The organism is Lysinibacillus sp. COL-1 (assembly GCF_059814265.1).
In genome coordinates this window covers 2,188,720-2,212,067 of record NZ_JCAWSJ010000004.1, presented here as the reverse complement: position 1 = coordinate 2,212,067, position 23,348 = coordinate 2,188,720, and the positions used below count along the sequence as shown (strand labels likewise).

General features: G+C 32.0%; 15 protein-coding genes and 2 pseudogenes. 7 read left to right on the top strand and 10 right to left on the bottom strand.

Annotated elements, in window-relative coordinates; genetic code table 11:
* Positions 1–114 precede the first annotated feature (114 nt).
* The 4 genes and pseudogenes from AC6BKE_RS19270 to AC6BKE_RS19255 form a co-directional block, all read left to right on the top strand.
* A pseudogene (locus AC6BKE_RS19270) lies at positions 115–621 on the top strand (flavoprotein); the annotation flags it as partial.
* A 774-nt stretch (positions 622–1,395) separates the two neighbouring features.
* Positions 1,396–1,779, top strand: coding sequence for a hypothetical protein (locus tag AC6BKE_RS19265; RefSeq protein ID WP_340811146.1), 384 nt, complete (start codon positions 1,396–1,398; stop codon positions 1,777–1,779).
* On the top strand, positions 1,748–2,284 hold the full coding sequence (locus AC6BKE_RS19260) for a Zn-binding domain-containing protein (protein ID WP_499857720.1): 537 nt from the start codon (positions 1,748–1,750) through the stop codon (positions 2,282–2,284). The genes AC6BKE_RS19265 and AC6BKE_RS19260 overlap by 32 nt, the downstream gene beginning before the upstream one ends.
* Positions 2,285–2,522: 238 nt before the next feature.
* Positions 2,523–3,332, top strand: coding sequence for a hypothetical protein (locus AC6BKE_RS19255; protein ID WP_499857718.1), 810 nt, complete (start codon positions 2,523–2,525; stop codon positions 3,330–3,332).
* 408 nt (positions 3,333–3,740) lie between these two features.
* On the opposite strand, the gene AC6BKE_RS19250 is transcribed toward AC6BKE_RS19255, so the two are convergent.
* Positions 3,741–5,381 carry a hypothetical protein gene (locus AC6BKE_RS19250; protein ID WP_340811143.1) on the bottom strand — a complete coding sequence of 547 codons (1,641 nt, stop codon included), beginning with the start codon at positions 5,379–5,381 and terminating at the stop codon, positions 3,741–3,743.
* Positions 5,382–5,657: 276 nt separating this feature from the next.
* Here AC6BKE_RS19250 and AC6BKE_RS19245 point away from each other — a divergent pair, with 276 nt between their 5' ends.
* The 3 genes from AC6BKE_RS19245 to AC6BKE_RS19235 all read left to right on the top strand — a co-directional run bounded on the left by AC6BKE_RS19245 (position 5,658) and on the right by AC6BKE_RS19235 (position 13,406).
* Positions 5,658–6,770, top strand: a complete 1,113-nt coding sequence (locus AC6BKE_RS19245; protein WP_499857716.1) for a DUF5677 domain-containing protein — start codon at positions 5,658–5,660, stop codon at positions 6,768–6,770.
* Between the two features lie 291 nt (positions 6,771–7,061).
* Positions 7,062–8,948, top strand: a complete 1,887-nt coding sequence (locus AC6BKE_RS19240) for a site-specific DNA-methyltransferase (RefSeq protein ID WP_340811141.1) — start codon at positions 7,062–7,064, stop codon at positions 8,946–8,948.
* Between the two features lie 225 nt (positions 8,949–9,173).
* On the top strand, positions 9,174–13,406 hold the full coding sequence (locus AC6BKE_RS19235; protein ID WP_499857713.1) for an ATP-binding protein: 4,233 nt from the start codon (positions 9,174–9,176) through the stop codon (positions 13,404–13,406).
* 644 nt (positions 13,407–14,050) lie between these two features.
* Here the strand turns inward: AC6BKE_RS19235 and AC6BKE_RS19230 are convergent.
* The 9 genes and pseudogenes from AC6BKE_RS19230 to AC6BKE_RS19190 form a co-directional block, all read right to left on the bottom strand.
* The gene (locus tag AC6BKE_RS19230; RefSeq protein WP_036126268.1) at positions 14,051–15,007 is read right to left on the bottom strand and encodes an acetyl-CoA carboxylase carboxyltransferase subunit alpha; all 957 of its coding nucleotides are present in this window, start codon (positions 15,005–15,007) and stop codon (positions 14,051–14,053) included.
* A complete protein-coding gene (accD, locus tag AC6BKE_RS19225; RefSeq protein ID WP_499857710.1) occupies positions 15,000–15,848 on the bottom strand; it encodes an acetyl-CoA carboxylase, carboxyltransferase subunit beta in 849 nt (282 codons plus the stop codon). The genes AC6BKE_RS19230 and accD overlap by 8 nt, the downstream gene beginning before the upstream one ends.
* A 21-nt stretch (positions 15,849–15,869) precedes the next feature.
* Positions 15,870–16,408: pseudogene (locus AC6BKE_RS19220) on the bottom strand (FadR/GntR family transcriptional regulator).
* 399 nt (positions 16,409–16,807) lie between these two features.
* Complete coding sequence (locus AC6BKE_RS19215; RefSeq protein WP_058844397.1) at positions 16,808–18,268, bottom strand: serine hydrolase domain-containing protein; 1,461 nt, start codon at positions 18,266–18,268, stop codon at positions 16,808–16,810.
* A 492-nt stretch (positions 18,269–18,760) separates the two neighbouring features.
* Entirely contained in the window at positions 18,761–19,372 is a 612-nt protein-coding gene (locus AC6BKE_RS19210; protein WP_271913478.1) for a hypothetical protein, read from the bottom strand.
* 192 nt (positions 19,373–19,564) lie between these two features.
* Positions 19,565–20,161 carry a hypothetical protein gene (locus tag AC6BKE_RS19205; RefSeq protein ID WP_499857707.1) on the bottom strand — a complete coding sequence of 199 codons (597 nt, stop codon included), beginning with the start codon at positions 20,159–20,161 and terminating at the stop codon, positions 19,565–19,567.
* 262 nt (positions 20,162–20,423) lie between these two features.
* The gene (locus AC6BKE_RS19200; RefSeq protein ID WP_499857705.1) at positions 20,424–20,933 is read right to left on the bottom strand and encodes a MepB family protein; all 510 of its coding nucleotides are present in this window, start codon (positions 20,931–20,933) and stop codon (positions 20,424–20,426) included.
* A gap of 258 nt (positions 20,934–21,191) precedes the next feature.
* Entirely contained in the window at positions 21,192–22,118 is a 927-nt protein-coding gene (locus AC6BKE_RS19195) for an ABC transporter ATP-binding protein (protein WP_499857703.1), read from the bottom strand.
* 11 nt (positions 22,119–22,129) lie between these two features.
* Positions 22,130–23,341 (bottom strand): ABC transporter permease, encoded by a 1,212-nt coding sequence (locus tag AC6BKE_RS19190; RefSeq protein WP_499857701.1) that lies wholly within the window; start codon positions 23,339–23,341, stop codon positions 22,130–22,132.
* Positions 23,342–23,348 lie beyond the last annotated feature (7 nt).

Here is a 23,348-nt window from a genome sequence, read left to right as displayed (position 1 = left end):
TTTCATTCGACCTCCTTAAGAATTTTTTGTTTACTTCGTAAGTATATCTTTCTTTAAGTTGTTTGTAAACATCTTTTACTAAGATTTCCTGATTATTGAAGCGAGAGCTGTTATGCAACGGGTGCATGGGGAAATCCAAACCCAGCAAATTCTAAAGGGGGATGGCTATAAAATGAAAAAGCATTAGTAGATCACATTGAATATGGTATCCTATACATTAATAAGAAGACTAAGAGATATGTCAATAAGTAAATTGCAGTTATTGGTGGTGGTCATTCGGCTAGTAATACATTATTGGTACTCGCTGAATTACAAGCAGAGAATACTGCAACAAAGCTAGTGTGGATTATGCGTAAAAAATTTGTAGCAGAAGCCTATGGTGGTGAAGCATAGTTGTGGCACAGTAAGAGCGCATGGAGAAAAAATTCTGCGCCAACCAGAAAAGGACTTCTATATAGTCGGAGCTAAAAGTTATGGACGCGCTCCAACATTTTTAATGGCAACTGGCTACGAACAAGTTCGTTCAATAACAGTTTATTTATCAGATAATGAAGAAGCTTCAAAACGTGTGGAATTGGAGTTACCTTAAACAGTATATGCAGTATAAATCTTGCCAATTAAACAAATTCACTAAAGAGGAGACACAGTTTTGTCCATATACAACAGCTTATGGGTAGTTGACGTATCCAAATCCTCCTTGCCAAATAATTTTAGTTTACATAATATAAATACCTTGGTCACAATTTTCTAATTATCGGATGGTTCCTATAATTTATCGTTCAAAAGGGGATTATTCGTTTAAATAATGCTAATTATCGTTTAATGTAGATTTGTCCAATATTTATGAAAATTATTCATAAGTGTGAACAAACTAAGCTGCTTGATACCTTATCTTAACAAAAGAAAAAAAGTTGATATGGAGTATTTCTCCTTATCAATTTTTTTATTATCATAAAATGATTTTGTGGATAGTTTAGTAAAATTATTTGGTGGCAACATTAAATAAATACTTAAATTGGAAAACTCAATCAATAAGAATAAGCTGAAAGATGCTGACTGCAAACTACGTATTTTTGGGGTTGAAAGAGGGGATAGGAAGATTACCATTCAAACCTTAGAAAAGTTTATTGAAGGCTTGAAAGAAGCAGCAGTTTGGTGGGGATTTTGAAAGTTCAATTTCAAATTTTAAGTAATCTCCAATTTTGTTCCATTTGATATACGTACGATGTCTATGATTTCATTTTTTATGTATTTTTTATATTATATATAATATAGCTTCTCTTGTTAACAAAGGTAATGGTAAAATTGGGTTGGTTTTCATACTTTTGTGTGTATCTTTAATAATAAATATAATGTTAGCTCTATTCAAAGCGTTATCATTTGGCTGGGGAGAGCATGCCTAAATTAGAGCAATTACTACTTGGAAACGAACTGAGCGCGGAACCAACGTTTGAATCGATTCGAAAACAAGAATGGAATACACTCATTCAGCCGTACTTTAACGACACAGCCATTCGTTATAAATCTGAAAGCGTCGATATCTACCCAGCATTACAACCGTATTTTTCTGCCATTAATCGCGTAGACTCGGTACCAGAAGTACAAGTCTTAAAAGGGTTTAGCCGCATTGATTACATCGATCGTTTCGAAGAAAGCGATGTACATATAAATCGCGTAACTCAGTATCCGAAAAATAACTGGCTACCAGCTGTTCGAAATTACGGCGAAGGGATTTTCTTTGTGTTCGATGCACAAAAGCTTCATAAGTGGGAACAATGAAACACTTACGAAAGAAATCATTGAAAAATATAACAATCACCGGGATGAGTTTGATAAAGACCCATTGCCGTTGTTAGGACGCCACTTATTACTGCATACATTTAGCCATGTGTTATTAAAGGAACTTGCAGCACATTCAGGTTACGCAACGACTTCGCTAAAGGAACGCTTATATGTGGACCAATCAATGCACGGTGTGTTCATTTATAATGCATATGGGGATTCAGAAGGTAGTTTAGGTGGTTTAACAGCACTTGCGCAGCCTGATGTATTATACCCGATTGTGCTACGTGCCATTGAGCGCATGCAGCACTGTTCTTCCAATCCAAATTGCTCAGATGGAAAGTTCCAATTCAATTTATACGCCAATGCCGCTGCATGTCATAGTTCTGCGCACGTATCAGAAACGTCATGTGAATGGGGTAATCAGCTACTTGATTGTCGTTTATTGTTAAACATTACGCCTGATGTTCAGGTTGGATTTTTTGAGGAATTATTAACTTAAAATACCTTTAAGTATTATTGTTTTAAGCAGAAGTACCGTATAGAAAATTACTAGATAGTACTTCTGCTTTTATCTAAATATTTGAAAGAAGAGAGCAATTATACTTTGCATGTTTTTTATAGTAAGCTCTCAACCAAATAACGCATATAAACACCCAGGCAACACTAGCACGATAGAAGTATCAATTTAAGAGGGTGCTTTTTTATGCTAACGAATCATAATATGGTAGGTGATATTTATGTCTTATGATGAGGAAATGGAGATGTATGAAAAAATGCAGCAGGACAAAAATGCTCAATTTTCCAATGAGAGTTTAAAAATAGAAGATTATTATATAAATCTTTTATCAAATGAATATCATGGTGAATTTGTGCAGGTGTTAGAGTCTATTCAATCTGATCTGAAACTATTCCATACAAACCTAGTTTATATGGAAAAAATAGTACATTTTATTAATGAAGAATTTAAGAGTAACGGAGTTTTTCCATGGGACTTGACGTTTCTTAATCTTTTTATTACTAATACCGTTGATTCTATGATTTTAACGACATATAAATTGGTATTAGACAATGCAAATCTTGCTTCTAAAAAGAATGGTGGATTATCTTATTTGAAGGCCCTAGTTAATTCTAAACATTTAAACACTGAAGAGACCAAAAATATTATACGCAATAAACTAAGAGAAGTTAAACCACTATTCAAAGAATTCGAAAGGATTAGCGATCAAAATAGCATAGGTCTTTTAAGAAACAGTAAAATCGCACATTATGATATAGGTAAGCAAGAGGAAATTGAAAGAGTAAAAGTTGATTTAAATACGTTTCTAGATATTTATAATCTAAGTGTTAAAATTTTTGAAATTTTATCATTAAAGTATTTTGAACGTGAATCTATATTTAATAATACTATGATAAATATCCATTCGTTCAAAAAAATTATTTGCCAAAATGCGCAAATAAATAATCCTAATCCGTTTGCTCAATTAGATATTGAAGGTTACTTTGCTTACTTACGTCAAAATTTTGTTGATGCATTATCAACAAAATAATCAAAAGTACCTTTTAGTATTTTAAATAATTTGTAAATGTACATTCTACATAGTAATGTATGTAGATTAAAATAAATTCGATTAATTACTGTATAATTACCGTTGAATATCGTTTATGAGTTTTTTATTTGGTCATGGTGAAATATATAAATAAGGGAACCCCAAAACTAGCATGTTTTTAAATGTGCTAGTTTTGGGGTTCTTTTTTAGTAAGGCATACATATGGTAGTTTTAACACTAAATACAAACGAAAAAGTTATTTTATTTACGCTTGTACAGACTAGCTTAAATCAGTAAAACTAAGTCAAAAAGTAATATTCAATTAGCAATCAGTTCTATAGACATTTCTAAAAGCGCGGTACATTTCACTTGTTTGTGTGTAATTTCATAAGTATCCGCTTTTATTTGTCATGCTTTTTGTTCTTCAAATAAGCTATAACCGTGTTTTGAAAACAGTTGAATTGCGATGGCAATTCTATAAATACTTATAGCATAGTTTCGAACTAACTCTTCGATATTGTTTGCCCAAAAGTTGTCTGTCTGATATAAGTCCTTAGCAAACAGAACTATTTCACGTATTTTCTCCAAGCGTTCACCACTAGTAGTATAATTCCATGATCCACTATTAATACCGTAATTCTCCAGTTTAAAAACATAGTCACGGTTATCTGATGTTGAAACTAATAGAGGCACATAAAGACGTGAGTAGATAGATTGTAGATTTCGTGGGAATTCATCCCAATGGTGTCCATTTTGTATCGGATCAAAATTAAAATTATGTGAAACAAGATCTCGAATAATTAATACAAGTATCCCAGCTTCAAAATTATGATTATTTTCATACATTTTCTCTAGCTCTTGTTTGAGAGCATTCGCTATATCTTTAGCATCATTCTTTAAATATTCAGGAATTTTATATGGAAGTGAAGTATAGTCGTATGTTCTAGTCCGGCCTTTTGTAATATATTTCTCTTTTTTCACAAAATCTATATCTTCATTTCTATCTTTAATAAGAATACGTTCTATCTTTTCGAGTGTAAGGGGTTCATTATTTTTGGATATACCCAATTCACTTTTTAGACCGCCAAATAAAATTTCTTTAATTGATGCAATAATATTTTCACGTTCTTCAACACTCAGGGATTCTAATTCTTTTAATTTCGTATCTAAATTATTAGGATTAGATAGCTTTATTTTTAAGTCTCTTGTAAACCTTTCTAATTTGAAATCACCTTTAGATGCTTCAACTGCAGAAGCTACACCTTTTACAAGCTTACCATTTTCGCGAATAGCATCTCTAAATTTTGGGTATACAATATAATTAGAACTTAATCGATAAGCATCAAGCTGCTCCATTGCTTCATTAGGTATTAATTTATTAATTACTTTTTTCTGAATATCGTTCATAATATTATCTACTTCATCGCGTTTATAATCCAAAAATTCTACATCATTTATATATTCTGCATCTGCAGTTGCAAAAAGGTAAGTAACTTTACTAGAAATCAGATAATCTTCTAACGTTTTTAAACAATTCATTAATTCCAAACGATTCTTACTCGAAACTATAAGAAGATAATTATCTACGATAGGAATGTATGGATTATTATCTAGTCCAACTCCTTCTGTATCAAATATTACTAGTTCAGAAACGTCCTCATGGATGACTTTTTTCGCCCATTCAGACATTTCAGTAGTAAGGCTCCATTTTAGCCCCTCGACATCTACTAAATATTTTACCTTGTCTTGTAAACTCATAGGACTCTTGATTACTTCCTCTGCTTCTTGAATTCGTCTATAGAGTTCAGGATCTAATACTTCTAAATTTTCATAATCATTTATTATGGAAAGGTGTACTTTAGTTTTTTCTTTATCCAACTCACGATGTACCACTAAGCGCATAAGACTTTTTGTCTTGTCAAGACCATCACCCGAGATACTTTTTCTAATTTCACGTTCATTTGCCGAAAACATTGCTATTAATGAGCTTTTACCTGTTCGTGCTGGTCCAATTACTGCTACTGATTGGGTCTTGTTAAATTGCCTCATTTTTTAATCCCTCCATATTGATATGTGTGCTTTACAGGATTCGAGCCTGTTCAGACTTATTCATTAGTACATGTAGCTTATAAAATATTACTAAAACTTAGATGTTATATTTTCATGATAGCTTACATTTTGAATCTACTATTACAGTTCGCTATAATGGAAAGGATATCCTTCTTTTTAAGGGCTAATACTTATAAAATAAGGAATAAATCTAGGCGATATTTCAAACATACGAGAACTCATTGATATATCAACATTTATTGAGGGGGTAATAGAATGAATCTATCTTTTGAGCGTTTATTCAATAAGGCATTAGGAAAAATAATTGAGGATTATAAAGAAAAGGGCGAATCTCTTTCTGAAGAAATCTTGACACAAGCCATTCATAATTCACTTGATGATGACTTATTTAATAATATTGCAGAGAATTTTTATCAAATCTTGAAAGACAATATGTATGAACCCTTGGAATTAGAAAGGTTAATACATACTGAATTTAGATCACGTATTAAACAGCGTTGGATAAGGCCATTAGCATTATTTAATAGTTTAATTATTATCACGGAAGAGATTTGTACTAATGATATTAATAAATCAAATGAAATCAAGATATTAGATGAAAATACATCTGAACATTCTTTGAAATATTATACATTCATGAAATTACTTGCAAAACAAATACTTTTAGCAAAGGAAATACATTATCTTTTAGAAGGAGGTTTTGCTGACGCAGCACTTTCTCGTTGGAGAACAGCTCATGAAACCAAAATTATTCTGTTTATATTTTTAAAATACTACGATAACGATAAAATTATGAATGAACTTTTAACTCGGTTTAATGATGCATCAATAGTTGAAGAATATAAAGAATGCAGATGGTATAACAATTCAAATGATAATTACTTTAAAGATTTAAAAAAGAATTATAAAAATCTTTTAAAAAAATATGGAGATAGTTTTAAATTTGACTACGAGTGGGCAAGACCAATATTTGATAGTCTTAGCAGACGCATTTACTTTAAAGATTTAGAAATTCATGTTAGGAATCATGAAGAAACACTATCTTTTTATCAGAAAGCAAATTATCAGATTCATTCAAGTCCATTAGGTACGTTTGATAGTTTAGGTACAATAGATATAGAAGGTCTAGAATCACCACCGTATATTTTTGGGCCTAGTAATTTAGGGTTAAGAATCCCTGGGCAACTGGAAATATTTACATTGTACGAAACTATAGTAACATACCTTAATGCAACACCTTCAATTGACAATTTAATATATATAAAAACGCTTGGGAAATTTATGAATGAGGCGTTCGAAGAATTTGAAAGAGTAGAAGAAGAAATAATTAATGATGAGTTAAGTTTTAGTGAGGAAAATAACGTATAAAAGGTGATTAAATTGAATTTAGCTTTCCAAAAGACTTCAGGGGAGCAGATTTAAGTATTCCAGTCTTATTATCCTAAGAAGTGGAGTGCTTTCTTTGTTGTTTGTAAGCAAAAATTATCTGTAACTAGATTGGGGGATTGTTATTTACTAATAAAGTAAAATGTTGGTAAATGATGTTATAATATTGGCAGCATACATTAAGGACTTTTCTAAGTTGTATTTTATAAACTTCTAGTAAAGATTCACTTAAAAGAGATATTAAAATTATTGATTGAAAGGAGAGAAATACAGTTGCAATTTAATAAGAATACATTAATTTACAATAAAGATGTTATAAGTATTATGGAAGCTATAAATGATAACCAATTTAATTTTGTATATTTAGATGTACCATGGTTCACAGGAAAGGACGATTTCATCTATAGCTTAGAAACGGTAAAAGAAGATTCTAATTTAGAAATTAAAAGGTATCTTGCTCAACTAAAAAAGTGTAAAGAGAGAGACATTTCCATTGAAGAAATAAAAGAAGAGCGTTTAAATAGAAGAGCTTTGAGACAAAAAAATGAGCTAGATTTATATGGAGCTTTTATTGCAAAAATATTAGAAAACGCTTTAAGGATTCTAGACGATTGTGGAATTTTGGTGTTTAAAGCACCTATAAACTCAGTAATAGATTATAAGCTCATGTTGGATCAGGTTTTCTCAAATTCATATGTTATGCAAATAACTCTTGAAAAGCGGAAGAGGCCGATGCTTATTAAGACTCCAGCCATAAATCATGAATTGTTATATTTTTACTCAAAATCTAATGATTATACATTAAATAAAGTCTACGAAAAATTTGAGTCTTATAAAGAACAATATAACTTAAAAGATGAGAAAGATAGATATAGATTAGACCCATTAATGCGTGTATTTCCTATGGATTCTAGGGGCCGATTTGATTTTACTTGGAGAGGAATCAGGCCAAACGGCAATTTAAAATGGAGATATAATCAAGATAAATTAAATGAATTATTTAAAGATAATCGGATAGTAATTAAGGGAGAGAATGCATATTTAAAAAGTTACTTGAAGGAGAATCCAAGAGAAAAATCCTCAGTTTGGAAAGCTAATTGGAGTAGTTTTTTTAATATTAAGGAGAAGTGTTCCTTTACTTTGATGGCCGAAAACTTTATTGACTTAGTTACTATGGTCACAAATGAAAATGATTGGATCTTTGCACCATATGATCCTGATCAAAAATTGCCAGTAGTAGCTCATAATTTGAAAAGAAATTGGGTAACGATAAATCCATTTTCTAAAGAAGTAGAAAATTATAGAGAGTTTCTAAAAGACTATGATGAAGTTTCTGAAATAAAAGGTAACACGGCTGTAATTGAGTATAAAAAATTACTGAAGAATATAGAAGATATAAATGATATAAAATCAAGGCTCATAACTTTAAATACTTCAGTTGTTGATATAAAAAATCAACTAAATTTAGAAGGTATTAATGAAGAAGCAATCACTGAAAAAATACAAGAAAAAATAAATCAACTCATAGAAAAGTCTGATATTGAATATTATATTCCTCTTGTTCAAGATTGGATAAAACCCTATTGGGATAAGCTAGAAGATGAATCTAAAAGATTTCTTCCCACTGCAGAGCTTCTGTTTCAAGAATATAAAGAGACAAGTGACTTTGATTTATCTACTGCTATTATGCCATATTGTAAAACGTTGGAAAAAGAATTGTTTACAAAGATGTTTAGTGGATATATTAAATATTTAATATTATGTGGAACAAATGTCCAAACCAAATTCAAAAAAGACTTTAATGAGATACAAACAAAGAGATTTGCAGTGGCACTTAAACGTTTTACAACAGAATTGAAAAATGATGAGACTGAATGGCGCTTTGAGCTAGGAACAATGGAATATGTTTTGAAAAGGGTATTTAAGGATGCAAGCTCCTTGCTAAGAGAAGGAAGAATATATCGTGACTTTAAAAATTACCTGGAGAAACATTTTGAGGACAGCATTTTTAATAATGACTTTTTACTAAAATTAGATATTGTCGTGAAGCTTAGAAATGATTCAGCACATCCAAACATCGTTACACCAGAACGCATAAAAGAAGGAAAAGAAATTACAAAACAAAAGATTATTGAATTACTAAAATATTATAATGGGTAATCGTACTTAAACAACATCAATAAACAATTAAGATTATTCGCAATTCCAAGTGGAATAAACGTTACATAGAAAAATGAGCGTTAACAAATTGCTAATTGAAAAACGGTTAATTCATGTTTTTTAAGTTATTTTGTATTCTTTAAAGCTGCAATTCAAAAAAACTGTATTTTGATACTTTTAATAAGTTTATTCAATGATAAGTTTATTACTAAAAGGGGATTAAAAATGGTTAATATTTCATTTATGATAAAACCTTTATTTAGGAATTTAGTGAGTTTAGCAAGTGTAACATTATTAGACAAACTGAAGATAAAATGGAGATTTAAGAAGATAAAAACGTTTCAAAAGGATTATGAAGGTACATTTGTGGATTCAAATACATTTCAAAATTTTTTAAATGATGAAAAGAATGGGCTTTTAATATTTAACTATGTATTTGGAGCTACGTATAACTCTGTTTCTAAAGCTGCATTTGTAGAGCAATTATCTAAGCTAGCAATAGATGAAATAAATCATTATAGAAACTCTATGAAGTTAAAAGAAATAGAAAATCATCCTGTTGTAGAGCAATATCTTTATGATTTAATTACATATCTTGAAGAGTACCGAGATAAAAGTTTTAAATCAAATGAAATGAGTATTTTATCTAATATTCAAAATAGTATTGCAGAAGGTAATAAGAGTTTACAGGAATATTTCGAAAGAAATTTATTAGAAATTCAAGAAAGAGCCTATTTAGAAAAATACACGGATGAACATCTAGAGAAAATATTAGATCAAAACATATTGGATTTAGGAAAACGGTATAATTCCGAGGCAAATGTAGAAACGGATTTTAATGCAATATTTAATTCTTTAGTAAGTAATAATCAAGTTTTTCAGCATTTCAGTAGGTTTTTAGATAAATTGCAAATGAGTATTATGGAATTCAGTAAAGCTTTCAATAAGCATAAAGAAGTTTTAGGATACGATGATACAAAGTTTATTGAAAAGGTTATAAATTATTTAAAAGAGATTGACTGTGAAGATAAAGAATTCTATTTGCATAGTAGGTTGAAATGTCTTTCTGAAGAGATTAATGGCTTTATGGCAGAATTAAATGGTGTAAGATACAAGCTATATGAAGAAGAAAAAAAGAATGTTAGGGAAGAGTTAATTAATTCAATCCAAACAATAAATAGATTTGAAAGCGAATTAAATGATTATATAGACTTGGTAAAACCAATTTTAATTAACGAGCCTTATTTGTTAATTTATGGAGATGCGGGAATAGGTAAATCACATTTATTAGCCGATAACGCTAAAAGATTGCAAGAAGCAGGTCACAGTGTTTTTTTATTTTTAGGCCAACATTTAAATACGCACGATCATCCCTTCAAACAATTATTTGATTTGATTGAATATAAAGGTTCTAAAGAGTCTTTTCTTAAAGAATTTAATGATAAAAATAAAAGAACTGTAATAATAATAGATGCTTTAAATGAGGGTGAAGGTAAACATTTTTGGAAAAATTATTTGTTAAACTTTTTAAATTCCATTAATGAATTTGACAATATTGCTGTAGCCTTATCTGTTAGAAGTAATTATATTCGAAGCGTATTACCTGAAAATATTGAGGAAGACTTTCCGTTACATAAATTAGAACACAAGGGGTTTAAAGATTTAAGTTTAGAAGCATTAGAGCCTTTTTTTAATTACTATAGAATAAATCCATTAATATTCCCATCTTTAGAGAATGAGTGCTATAACCCTTTATTCTTACAAATTTATTGTGAAGCAATCCAAGAAGAATATGTTGGATATAGAGGTTGGAGTATAGTCGAGGTATTAGAAAGATATGTGGAAAAGATTAATAGCAGATTGTCACTTGATAAAAGGTTTCCGTACACAAACTCTTTAAATTTGGTTGATAAAATATTGAAGGAAATTGCTGCGAGATTTATTGAAAGTGAAAGTCATTATATAGAATTGAGTGAACTTTCCGAAGTGTTGCAAAGAACAGCGAGTCCTTATACATCTGGTTATAGAGAGATAATTTTAGGGTTAGAAGAAGAAAATATTTTATCAATAAATTCAGGGTATCGTGGTGAAAGTTTAGTATATTTTACTTATGAAAGATTTGCAGATATATATATATCCTTAGTTTTATTAGAAAAGTATCAGCAAGAAGGTAAAGAACTATTTGACGAGATATTGTCATCTGATAATCCTTATTTTTATGGAGTTAATGAGAGTCTATCAATAATTGTTCCTGAAAAGTTAAACATGGAATTATTTGATTTAGTTGATAGTGAATCTATAACTTTTAATGCAGTAGAATCCTTTGCTCGAGGAATATCATGGAGAAATGTTCAAAAAATAAATAAAAGAACTCTTTATTGGATTGATTTATGTCTAAGACAAGAAAACGAAGATTTACAAAGTTTAGTTTATGAAAGCTTATTAAAACAGTCTTATATTTTAGAATCACCATTAAATGCCGAGTTCTTAAATAATTACATCTATCCTTTAGCAATGTGTACAAGGGACGGAGGTTGGACTATATCTATAAATAATAATCCAGAAGTGCCTACGAGATTGGTAGAAATTATTCTAAAACAAAATTTAAGTTTTCAACACTTCAAGTATGAGAATTTTGAATTGCTGTCTTTGACCATTACTTGGTTGTTTACAAGTACAGACCGTAAGCTAAGAGATACTTCTACGAAGGCTTTAGTAAAACTATATATTAATGAACCATCGATTATTTTAAAGAATATTAATAGGTTTATTGATGTTAATGACCCATATATATTGGAAAGACTATTTGCAAGTGCATATGGAGCAATTCTAAGGTCTAATGAAGTACCACAATTAGAAAAAATAATTGATATTATTTATGCTAAAATATTCGATCAAGATGAAGTCTATCCGAATGTTTTAATTAGAGATTATGCGAGAAGTATTATTTTATTTGCTGCTAATAAAGGAATTATTGAGCTTGAAGAATATAAAAAGATTAATCCACCATATTCTAGTAACTGGTATAAAAAAATATATTCTTTACAAGAAGTCGATGAAAAGTTAATAGAAATGCAGCAAGTCACAGGGGAAGAGTTTAGTGGATTTCATGCGATAATAAGATCTATGACAACTGAATACGGAAGAGGAACAGGGGGTTATGGAGATTTTGGAAGGTATGTTTTTGGGAGTGCATTATCTGATTGGAAAAATCAATTTGACGACCAAGATTTAAGTAATATTGCTACAATGAGGACTCTTGACTATGGGTATGATGAAAAAAAACATGGATATTATGATAGGAATTTAAGAAATTATAATAGACATGAAAATATAGTGGAGCGTATTGGTAAAAAATATCAATGGATTGCGCTATATGAGCTAATAGCCAAATTAACAGATAACTATCCTATATTCAAAGAAATAAAGATGTATACTCCTGAATATCAAAAATATAAGGAGTTGCAAAATAAAAAAATGTATTCATTTATGGATAACATATTCAAAATTAAATCAGGAGAAGACATAGAAGCGGTTGTCGAAGAAAACGAAGAAACTTTAAAAGAAGAAGACCACTTCCTTGGAGTTGAAAAAGAATATTACAAGAGGTATAACGGTCCCTGGGATCCCTTCCTAAGAAACATTGATCCTAGTTTATTGGAGTACCCCACAAAAGATATCAGTAAAAAAGATTTAATTAAATCTTTTTTACCATATGAACCAAATAAAAAATGGGCGCAAAGTGAAGATGAGTTTAATAATCTAGATGATTTTATATTTATTGAGTACGAGGGAAATAAATATATCTCTTTAGCACAAATGCTTCTCCAAAAAAGAGAAAATGGAAAGAAATTTGTAGACAAAGATGAATTTTTCATAAAGTCAAAAGCAGTTTTTGTACCTATTAATGATAAAGAAAAATATATTGCTTTGAAATTACAAAATAAAGGAGATATAAGTGTTTCTTGGGCAAATACGTATAGTATATTTGCATTTGAATACTATTGGCATCCATCCTTCTCAGATATGTTTTATAAAAATGAATTTGAAGATGTAGATTGTGAAGATGCAATATGGGAATATCTGTGGGAAACAGATATCAATCCTGATTCTGGAGAAAGAAATTCTTGTAGCTATCTTTTGCCAAATGCTAATTTAGTGAATTTTTTTAATTTATTTCAAATATCTGAGGGAATTTGGAAAGACAGTGAGAAAAATTTAGTTGCCTTTGATGCTCAGTATATGGGATATGAAAGTAACTTGTTATTTAGAGCTGATTATATAGAAAAGTATTTAAGGGAAAATAAACTATCAGTGGTATGGGATTTCTATATGGAGAAGATGTCTGAGCGAAGTAGAAAAGAAGAGTGGTTTATATGTTGGACTGGTAATGGAGCAGATATAAAACACACGATTTTAGATCAATATCAAAAATTCGAAATGAAAGATAGATTTTAAGCAGTTGAAGAGTGTGATAATTACTATTATTGCACTCTTCAATTATATTGTATTCTTAAACCAAATTAATTCATTTTATTTAATAGAGGGTTTCCGTTCCACATACGACCATGACGAGGGTTATCATCCATGGATTTGTCTCCAACATGACAACTTTTTCAATATCTAGGACGATCTAAATCCAATTAGTGCGACGTTGGACTAACTTAGGAGGAATTCCGTCACAATCACCCTAATCGAAAAGTACAGATATTATGGGTAGTTGACGTATCTAAGCCCTCCTCCACGCCAAATAATTTTAGTTTACATAATATAAATTATAGGAAGTTATATTTCATTGAAAAGTATACTAATAATAGTGAGACGAAATGACTTGTACATAATATTAGCTCATGTTGGTTTGGAATAAAGTTTGATTAAAAGTTTGTTGCAAACGTTGATTTTATAGAAGAAACCCACGCATTTTGATAAAAGTTTGATCAAAATGCGTGGGTTTTATTTAAATGCGAAATTATTTTTCTCAAACTATATTACAAACTACAACTCTTTTTTCTTCCATCATTCATTGGGATATTAATTAATTTAAGAAACAATTTTTCTCTCTTTACGAACAAATTCACATGTCCAAAAACCTAAAAATGAATTTAAGCTTCTGTATATTGTCCAATCTTTCTGAATTTCTCATAGCGATCTTCAATTAATTGTTCGCCATTTAGGGAATTCAATGCTTTTAGTGTGACGCTTATACATTCTTTTATATAAAATGCTTGCTTCACAACATTGCGGTGTGCTCCACCCGTTATTTCAGGGATTATTCCATCAATAACGTCAAGCTCTTTTAAGTCAGGTGCTGTTATCCGCATTGCTTCTGCAGCTTGCTTCCCTAGGCTACCATCTCGCCATAAGATCGATGCAGCCCCTTCAGGCGAGATAACCGAATACGTTGAGTTCTCTAACATAAAGACGCGATTAGCTACCCCCAATGCAATGGCACCTCCACTTCCGCCTTCCCCAATAACAATACTAATAACTGGTACTGTTAGAATCGCCATTTCAGAGAGAGTTCTAGCAATGGCTTCACTTGGGCCGCGTTCCTCGGCTGCCTTACCCGGATAGGCTCCTTTTGTATCAATAAAACAAATAATTGGGCGCTTAAATTTCTCAGCTTGCTTCATTAAGCGTAATGCCTTACGATATCCTTCAGGGTGTGGCATACCAAAATTTCGTCTAATATTTTCTTTAGTTGATTTTCCGCGCTGATGTCCAACAATTGTTACGGGCTGTCCTTCAAAGAGAGCAATTCCTCCAAGAATAGCTGCATCATCACCAAATGTACGATCTCCATGTAACTCAATAAAGTTTTCACACATAGCTTCTATATATTGTAAAGTTGTTGGTCGTTCTGGATGTCTAGCAACCTGTACACGATCCCATGGCTTCATATTGGCATAAATAGATTGTTCTAGCTGTGTTAGACGTGTTTCAAGCTTTTCGATTTCGCCTGTCATGTCTACATTTGCCTCTGTAGCAATCGTTTTTAATTCATCAATTTTTTCTCGTAATTGTACTACTGGTTCTTCAAAAGCTAAATTTTTAGACATGTTGCACACCGCCTTTTGTATGCATTTTTACAAGTATTGCTACTTGGTTTCGTAAATCCTTCCTATGGAAAACTGCATCAAGCTGACCATGCGCTAGTAAAAACTCTGACTTTTGGAAATCATTTGGTAATTTTTCTCTTAATGTTTCTTCGATTACACGGCGACCAGCAAAGCCAATCAATGCTTTCGGTTCTGCAATATTAATATCTCCAACAGAAGCAAAGCTTGCTGAAACGCCACCGTATGTAGGGTGCGTCATGATCGAAATAAATAATAGTCCTTCTTCACTATGACGTTTTAATGCCACACTCGTTTTTACCATTTGCATTAATGATAGAATACCTTCTTGCATGCGCGCTCCACCACTAGCAGTAAAGATAATAACCGGTACACGTAATTCAATAGCTTTTTCAACGGCACGTGTGATTTTTTCTCCTACAACGGAGCCCATTGAGCCCATACGGAAATGAGAATCCATAATGGCTACAACAATTTCTTCTCCATCAAGAGTTCCTAACCCAGTTAGTACAGCTTCGCTTAATCCCGTTTGTTGTTTAGCCACTGAAATTTTTTCTACATAATCAGGGAAATTAAGTGGATTACTTGTTTGTAAATGATCATCCATTGAAACAAATGAACCTTCATCTAAGAAATATGCTACGCGCTCCTGTGCAGTCATTTTGAAATGATGGTCGCATTTTGTACACACTTTATGATTTTTTTCTAATTCCTTTGTTAACTGAATGTGACGGCATTCTGGACATTTTGTCATAAGTCCTTCTGGAAATCCCTTTTCCTGTCCGTCCTCTTTCTTTTTACTAAATAAGCTACGTATTACCATGTTTTACTCCCCCTTTGTTGTCTAAATGCCTTGTTCAGCATTCATCCACTGTTGGTAAGCTTTTAATGCTTCTTTTTCATAGCCAAGCTGCATCGATTTCAACATAGTTTGAATGATTAATTTTTCTTCTTCTGTTGAGTTTCGATTTAAACGGTCATCAGCATAAACTGCTAACTGAAACTAGACTTTTAGTGAAAGACGATTTCCTGACGTGATGATTATTTCTCGTAAAACATCCCGACAATTAATCGTACTTTCTATCTCTAGCTTTACAAAAAAACTGCCCCACACTGGTAGTGTTTGCAGAGTTTCTGTACAACTTATAATGCGAATGGCTTCCTTTTCATGTCTTCTAATATAAACATCGACAATATTTCTACGAGCTGATGCTTTTATGTAGAAGCTAGAAACATACCTTCCCCATGTCTCGTTTCAATAAGACCTAATAACTCTAAACTTCGCAATGCCTCTCTCTCAGAGGATCGCCTGACACCTAGACGTTCTGAAAAGACTCTTTCGGAAGGTGACTTTTCACCAGCCTGTGTTTTTTCTATTTTAATAAGTTGTCGTAATTATTGGACGATATCTAAAAACACTTTCTTTTGTTCGGTTTTTTTATCCATACGATCAACTCCTCGGTCAATCTATTTGCCTTGGAATAATTATTGCTGTCGCTTTCCTTTCGCGCAGATAAACAATGTATCCAAAGGCTTTATCTTCATTCAGTAGGTGTTTGGGTACCTACTAAAAAGAAACAAAATCCAACATCTTCAGATGATGGCGTCTCTTACTGAATGAATTCAAAAGTGGTCTGGCCACTTTTGAAGTTGGCTTTATCTTACAAAATAATTATTTGAAAGTAAAGAAAAAACTGCATAAAAATTTATGCAGTTTCAGACTGTAGACACCGAGGTGTCTTATGTTTTTTTAATTAAGAATATTGATAAAGTGGAATTTAATTACTTAACATTATACTTATTTTCGGAGCGAGGCATCTTATCGGTGAGTATATACCAAGTAATGCTTGCTGTTAATAATGTTGACGAAATCAAAGCTGTAAGAACACTATATGTTTGCCAAATAAGTATCGTTGACCAATCGAAGGCAAAAAACATTATACACTGGGCAATCGTAGCGATTAGGAAAATAATTGTTACGATTGTTCTCTTTTTTGTAATTGGCTGCTGCTCATTCGTTTTCCTTTTTCTTAATCCTAAGAGAAATAACAGAACGGCCAATAGGCAAAGAATAATTGTGGTAGACGACAAAATGATGTCCAAAAGCTGTGTGCCGCTTATCTCATATGACTGAGTTAGATTGCCGTCTAATATATCTTTAACTTTTAGTACCAGGTTTATATTGGTATTTGCGCCGTTGCTCAGTAAGCAGATGGCTGTTCGTTCATTTGGCAGTATAGCTACTTCGGTTCTAAAATTCGGATTACCCCCAGTGTGTTCTATAAACGTTTGTTCGGCGTTTACCGACCAACCTGCCGCATAATACATATCGTTGACAGCCGAAACAGACATATCACCCCTATGTGATTTTTCGATAACCCTGTGAAATATTTCGGGTATGTCCTGCACGATACCCATCTGTATGCCCATCCAACGCGCCATATCTTTTGTATTAGAAATGATATAGCCGGCAGGTTTATTCCCAGCATAATCCGGAGCGTTAAATGGAGTTGTTATGAAAAAGGAAGAACGGTAGCCCTGTGCTAACTGTCCAGTGGCTTGAGCATCTTCTTTATAAACATACGTCTGGTGAAGACCTAAGGGTAGAAATACCTGTTCCCTCATAAAGTCTTCATAGCTTTGTCGTGATACAATCTCAATAACCAAACCCAATACGTCATAATTAACGGTTCCATAGTTATATTGTTCACCGGGAGAGAACGCCAATTCAGCATCTACCAGCGTTTCCACAGTCTTTTGCAACATATCAGGCGTATTGCCTTGTGGAATATTTTGAGTATGTCTAATATTTGTTAAGCCGCTGGTATGGTGAAGGAAGTTATTTAGTGTAAGGCTTTGCATATCAACAGGTTTACCTTGATACTTTAACGTAAACCAAGGTAAATATTTTTGGATAGGGTCAGTCATTGATAGCAGCCCTTGCTCTTCCAATAGCAGAATCCCCATACCAGTAAAAGCTTTACTCACCGAGGCCAACTCATAGAGTGTATTTTCACTTGCAGACAACCCCTTTTCAAGATCTGCATACCCAGAAGAAAAGTAGAACACTTCATCATTAGCAAGTATTGAGATTGACATTCCAGGCACACCTGATGTACGAGAGGCATCATCTAGCAACGCTTGTATTGCCACAGATTTCGAATCTGACAACGCATAACTTTGTGTTGCGAATCCCGAGAATAATATAAGTATCGTTAATACAAAAACAATAGTCTTTTTCATAAACTCTCCTTTTTGAAGAATTATAAGAGTATAAAAAACTTATTTTTATAACTATAAACTAAATTCTAATTTATATTTCTACTTAACTATATAATATCAAGTAATTGTGAAGAGTTACACTTAAACTAACGGGTGCTTTAGTAAAAGAAGAAAGAGGCTGGGACATAACTCATTTTATTGAGAAAAAGCAAAAAATGAATGTTATTTTTGTGATTTATTAAAGTATATGTGTTCTAATAACGCAAAAAAATGTTAGACCAAACTTGTAAATGGTCTAACATTTTTTCTTTTGTCCCAGCCCCTTTAATTTTTCTATCTTTTTTAAAATTAGGTCTTGATAATTTATAAACATCGTATCTTTTTTTAAAACATCGTAACTTTATTTCAATTCTACACAAAGCACAATTCTTGCTGCAGAATTGCGCCTTTAATGAAATAACTAAAGTATGTCTAAAATTGCTTATAGGAAGTTGCACTATCGCTACAGTTAGTTCAACTAGACGAATACATCCCTTTTGCAACTTTCTCTAAACTTTCTTTATCATAAGTGTTCATTGTAAGATTGAGCTTTGGCATATAAGTACTTCCACCTGCCACCATTTCTTTTGTTTCCACATCATAAATTGCATAATTACCTTTAAATTCTTTTTCAGTGTCTTTAAAGGAATAAAAGAAATAAACTTGCCTATCGGGGCTAACTGTCTGATGGTAGTTAATATCTATATTAGGGTAGGTACGAAGAATATTTCCATCAAAAGTAATATAATTTAATTTTTCTACCTCATTGAACAATATTTTTTTTCTAACATTTACAGATGCATCAGGCATTTCTTTAAAAAGAGCAGTATCCAAATGCCTTTGCTGCTGCTTTGACTTCTGCTTATATCTTTGAAAAACCTCCTGATGTATAGGATATTTTAGGTCTCTTAATGCAAGATAAAATTCATCTACAGTTTCATCAATAACTTTTTCCTTATTTGCAGGATGTAAATACTCATTTTTATCTGAAGGTGTAGTTTGTGAATAAACTGGACTTCCTAAATACATAGAAAAGCTGAACAAAAATATAAACACAAATGAACTAATTAAGAATGGGTTTTTCATTTAGATTACTCCTTTTTGAAGTAACGTGCCCTAAATATACTTTAACTATCCTGAGCAGTTAGTTTAAGTAATAATTTTCACAACCTTACTCGATAGTTCAACAATAATATCAATTTTGTTGAAAATGTTCCTCAACAATCTGGCCCGTTAGTAAAATGAAATGAGTCTTATTCAATTAAAGCCCCAGTTACTTTAGGTTAAGTGCTCCACAATTCTCTTTGCCCTGCGCTCCATTGTTTTAGAGTAACCAAAACAATCTCTAAATAACTTCCTGCCAATGTATGTTTGAAAATGATTGTATCTATATCGGTAAAATTCGTTCCAATAGCTAATCATTCGATTATAGCTTTTGCAAAATGGCACAATATTTTCAAGACAAAATCTCTTAATCCGTTCTGTATCCTGCTCTTTTAAAATATCATAGGCTAATTCTATTATCTCTACGACATATTCATCACATATTTTGACGATATAAGGAATAGCCCAGTCTTCGTAATCCATCTGTAGCAACGAATAAATATGCTTTTGACGTACAAATCCATCACAACTTCTTGAATATATACAATGCAAAATCATTTTTTGTTGTAGACTTAGTTTTTCTATAACTTCATCTGAACTATCAATGTAGTAGGTACGATAAGGAAATCTAATCACGGTATTATTTTGAAAATAGTGGATAGTATCCTCAGACACAGCAATCGTGACATGATTATAAGTTTTATGAGGAATCATTCCAACCACTGTCGTCACATCCTCATTTAAATGTTTGGGAAATCCATCTTGAAACATTCAATCACATCCTTGCTTCACGTAATATTAAAGAATAACTAAACTGCCCTGGTAATATAAGAAGAGACTGCGTTAATTGAATAATCGTCCCTGTGTTTGCTTATCGTAGAAAGGCTCTTATTTTAAATAGATCCTTTTCAAAATCTTGATAATCGTAATCAGTAGTTGATACCTTATTTATTGCTTCCCTCAAACTGTTCAGTAAATATGAATAGCGCAATTTCTGTAATAAATCTGTTGCTTATTCATTTGTTTAAGAAAATTAGTTGGAGTATAATTTTAATAGCTCATGTATTGACAAACTACTAGCATCGTCAATTTTAATAAAATAGGGTAATTGCCATTTTTGTGTTGCTAGCGCTTGTTGACTAGTGGGAGTATCCCAACTAGGATAAACTCTAATTGCCATTTTACCCTTTGTATTAACGGTTTTAAGGATGTTTTGTTTTAAAAGAACTTCTTTTGGAAAAACGAATTGGCCAAAATCACCATTATCATTAAAAGTGTTTATTACCAATAAATCAGTGGCATTATCATATGAGAATGCTTGGTTTTTATTAGTTTCATCCTTTTCCCAAAAGGAAACAAACTGTCCTATTTTGTTAGGTGTTATTTTTGCGACTCTAAATCTAACCGATTTAGAATTTAACTGAAATAGCCCAGCCCCATAATCTGAGTTTTGAGTTTCTTCATGGATATCTTTTATTGTTGAATTATTAGGTTCATAAAGTAATTCATTTATATATGCTAATGTCTTATTAAATTTATTCATAGTTTTACCCCTTTTCTTATCCTAAGATATACCAGTATATCACCTGTGGACCTGTCACCGTAATTTTTCAATCATATGTCTCACATTATTTTAACAATGATGACCAAACAATAAATAATTATCTGAGGATGTAATCTTAACTGAAAAGGTAGTAAATACTATGTTTTTGGAAACTAGAGTAAGTCAAAAGCTGCTCCGTAAATAATCATTATATTTTACGGCAAGAACTAATTTAACAATAAAAGTGATTGTTCCTCTTTAACTAGCTGTCACATTGCTTTCTTCGTGATAATACATTGCATACAAATCATTTAATGTAACTTTCCCAAAAGCAAAATCTACTACGTTTCTCTCAACTAAAAAAGACGTAAGTGAACTTAATAAGCTGGCTTCAGAACTTAGTAAATGGATGAGTGTCATGTCATTTGTCAGTGTTTGAAGTTTGATATTTGGATATAGCTCATGAAGCTGTTTTTTCGTATTACTTTCCATATTTTTTATGCGAATCGTTTTAATATGTGCTTGACTAAAATCTTCGATTATTTGATTGGTATCTATTAGTTTTCCCTCGTTAAATAAGAAAATTCGGTCTGCATATTTCTCTAAATTATCAAGTAAATGGGAGGCAATAATAATAATTTTCCCTTCCGCCTTTTTCTTTAATAATATTTTCGAAATAATTTCCACATTATTTGGATCAAGCCCATTCATCACTTCGTCCATCATCATAATGTCTGTATTTGTAACAATTTGCATGGCAAAGCATAGACGCTGGCGCATCCCAAGAGAATAGGTACCTGTCTTTTTATTCACATAATGCCCCATATTTAATGCTTCGATTGTTTCGTCAATCAGTTTTAAATCCGATTTCCACATCGTAGCAAACATTTTTAAATGCTCTCGCCCACTTAAATGATTATACAAGTCACTTTGGTCTGGCATCATTGACACGAATGTGTGGATTTTCACTTCATTTTGTTTATTTGAGTAGCATAGTCCATCTTTAAAAACGATCTTGCCATTCAACGGTTTCACATAATTCATCAACACATTCATAAATGTGGATTTTCCTGTTCCATTTGGTGCAACAAGCCCAATCATTTGCCCTTGCTTAAAGGTCATGGAAATATTATTTAACACGTTCATGTCTCCAAATCGCACGGTAATATTTTGAATATCAATCATCTTTACCACCCCTATTTAATTAGCTTATATCGCCTGTTCGATGCCGTCAGTATGATGAAAAAAATGACAATGGCAGCTAGTCCAAGTAATAACTGTAATCCTAAAGTAAAATCTAAATGATCATTCATATAATAAAAATTCCGCTGTTTTGAAATAATTTGTCCGACTTGAATATAGGATGTTGGATAATTTTGAACGTCCCAGAAAAAGCCAACGTAACGGCTGAAATAAAAATTTTCACCAAAAATAAGAAGTATGCCAACAGCGAAATTGACCATCTCATTGCGGAATAGCATACTGCATAATAGTACAATGCTGATGATGACGATGAACCAGGTAAAAAGCAAAGCCAGCGATTGTCCTAAAAACGTACCTAAAGTCATCATTTCAAATTTACCTTCCATACGCCAGTCGAGATGCGGCGCATATACTGGAGAGGGCAAATGGAAATTCCCAAAGCCAGATTGTAGTCCTACAATAAAGAAGCCAACAATAAGCGGTATAAATAATACGGCACTACCTAGTAGCACAACGACCATTTTCACCAGGAGCTTTTTCCAATCATTAATCGGAAACCCCTTCAAAATGGATGGATGGCGTCTATCTTTGGCAACCATATCAATTGCTAAAAGTAGCACACAGACAATCAATATAATGGGCAGTATACCCTTTAATAAGCGTTCGAGCGTTTGTAGTGCCGTGCGTTGTTCAAATATTTCCGTTGATAATTCATAATCTGCTTTCGAATATGCATCATAACGGACTGCATGCTCTAAATAAGCATAAAAGGCATCATCTTCTGCATACTCATTATTTTTTATAAAATACTTTGAGTTATATGAAAATGAATCACTTTTATAGGTAATCGCATTGGTAAAGTAGTACCAATCACGCGTTAAATCTGCATATTTTTTTAAATTGCCCTTTTCTAATGCATCTAATCTTGCTTTATCTATAGGGTTAATCTCGCTAAATATTTCAATAGCAAAAATAACGGCAGGATGCAGACCATGTAATTTTCTTCCTTCCATATGATCTAAAAATTCCTGACGTGTTAAATAGCGCGCCTCAATCTCCTCAGAGTCTACACTTTCAATCGGATCGTAAGCTGGTGCTATTTTAAATACATAAAAAAAGGTTGCAAAAGCAAGTAAAAAGTAGATTGCTAAGTTTTTCTTATTCAAAAAAAATTGCTTGAATTCAAATTTAAAATAACTCCACATGCTTATT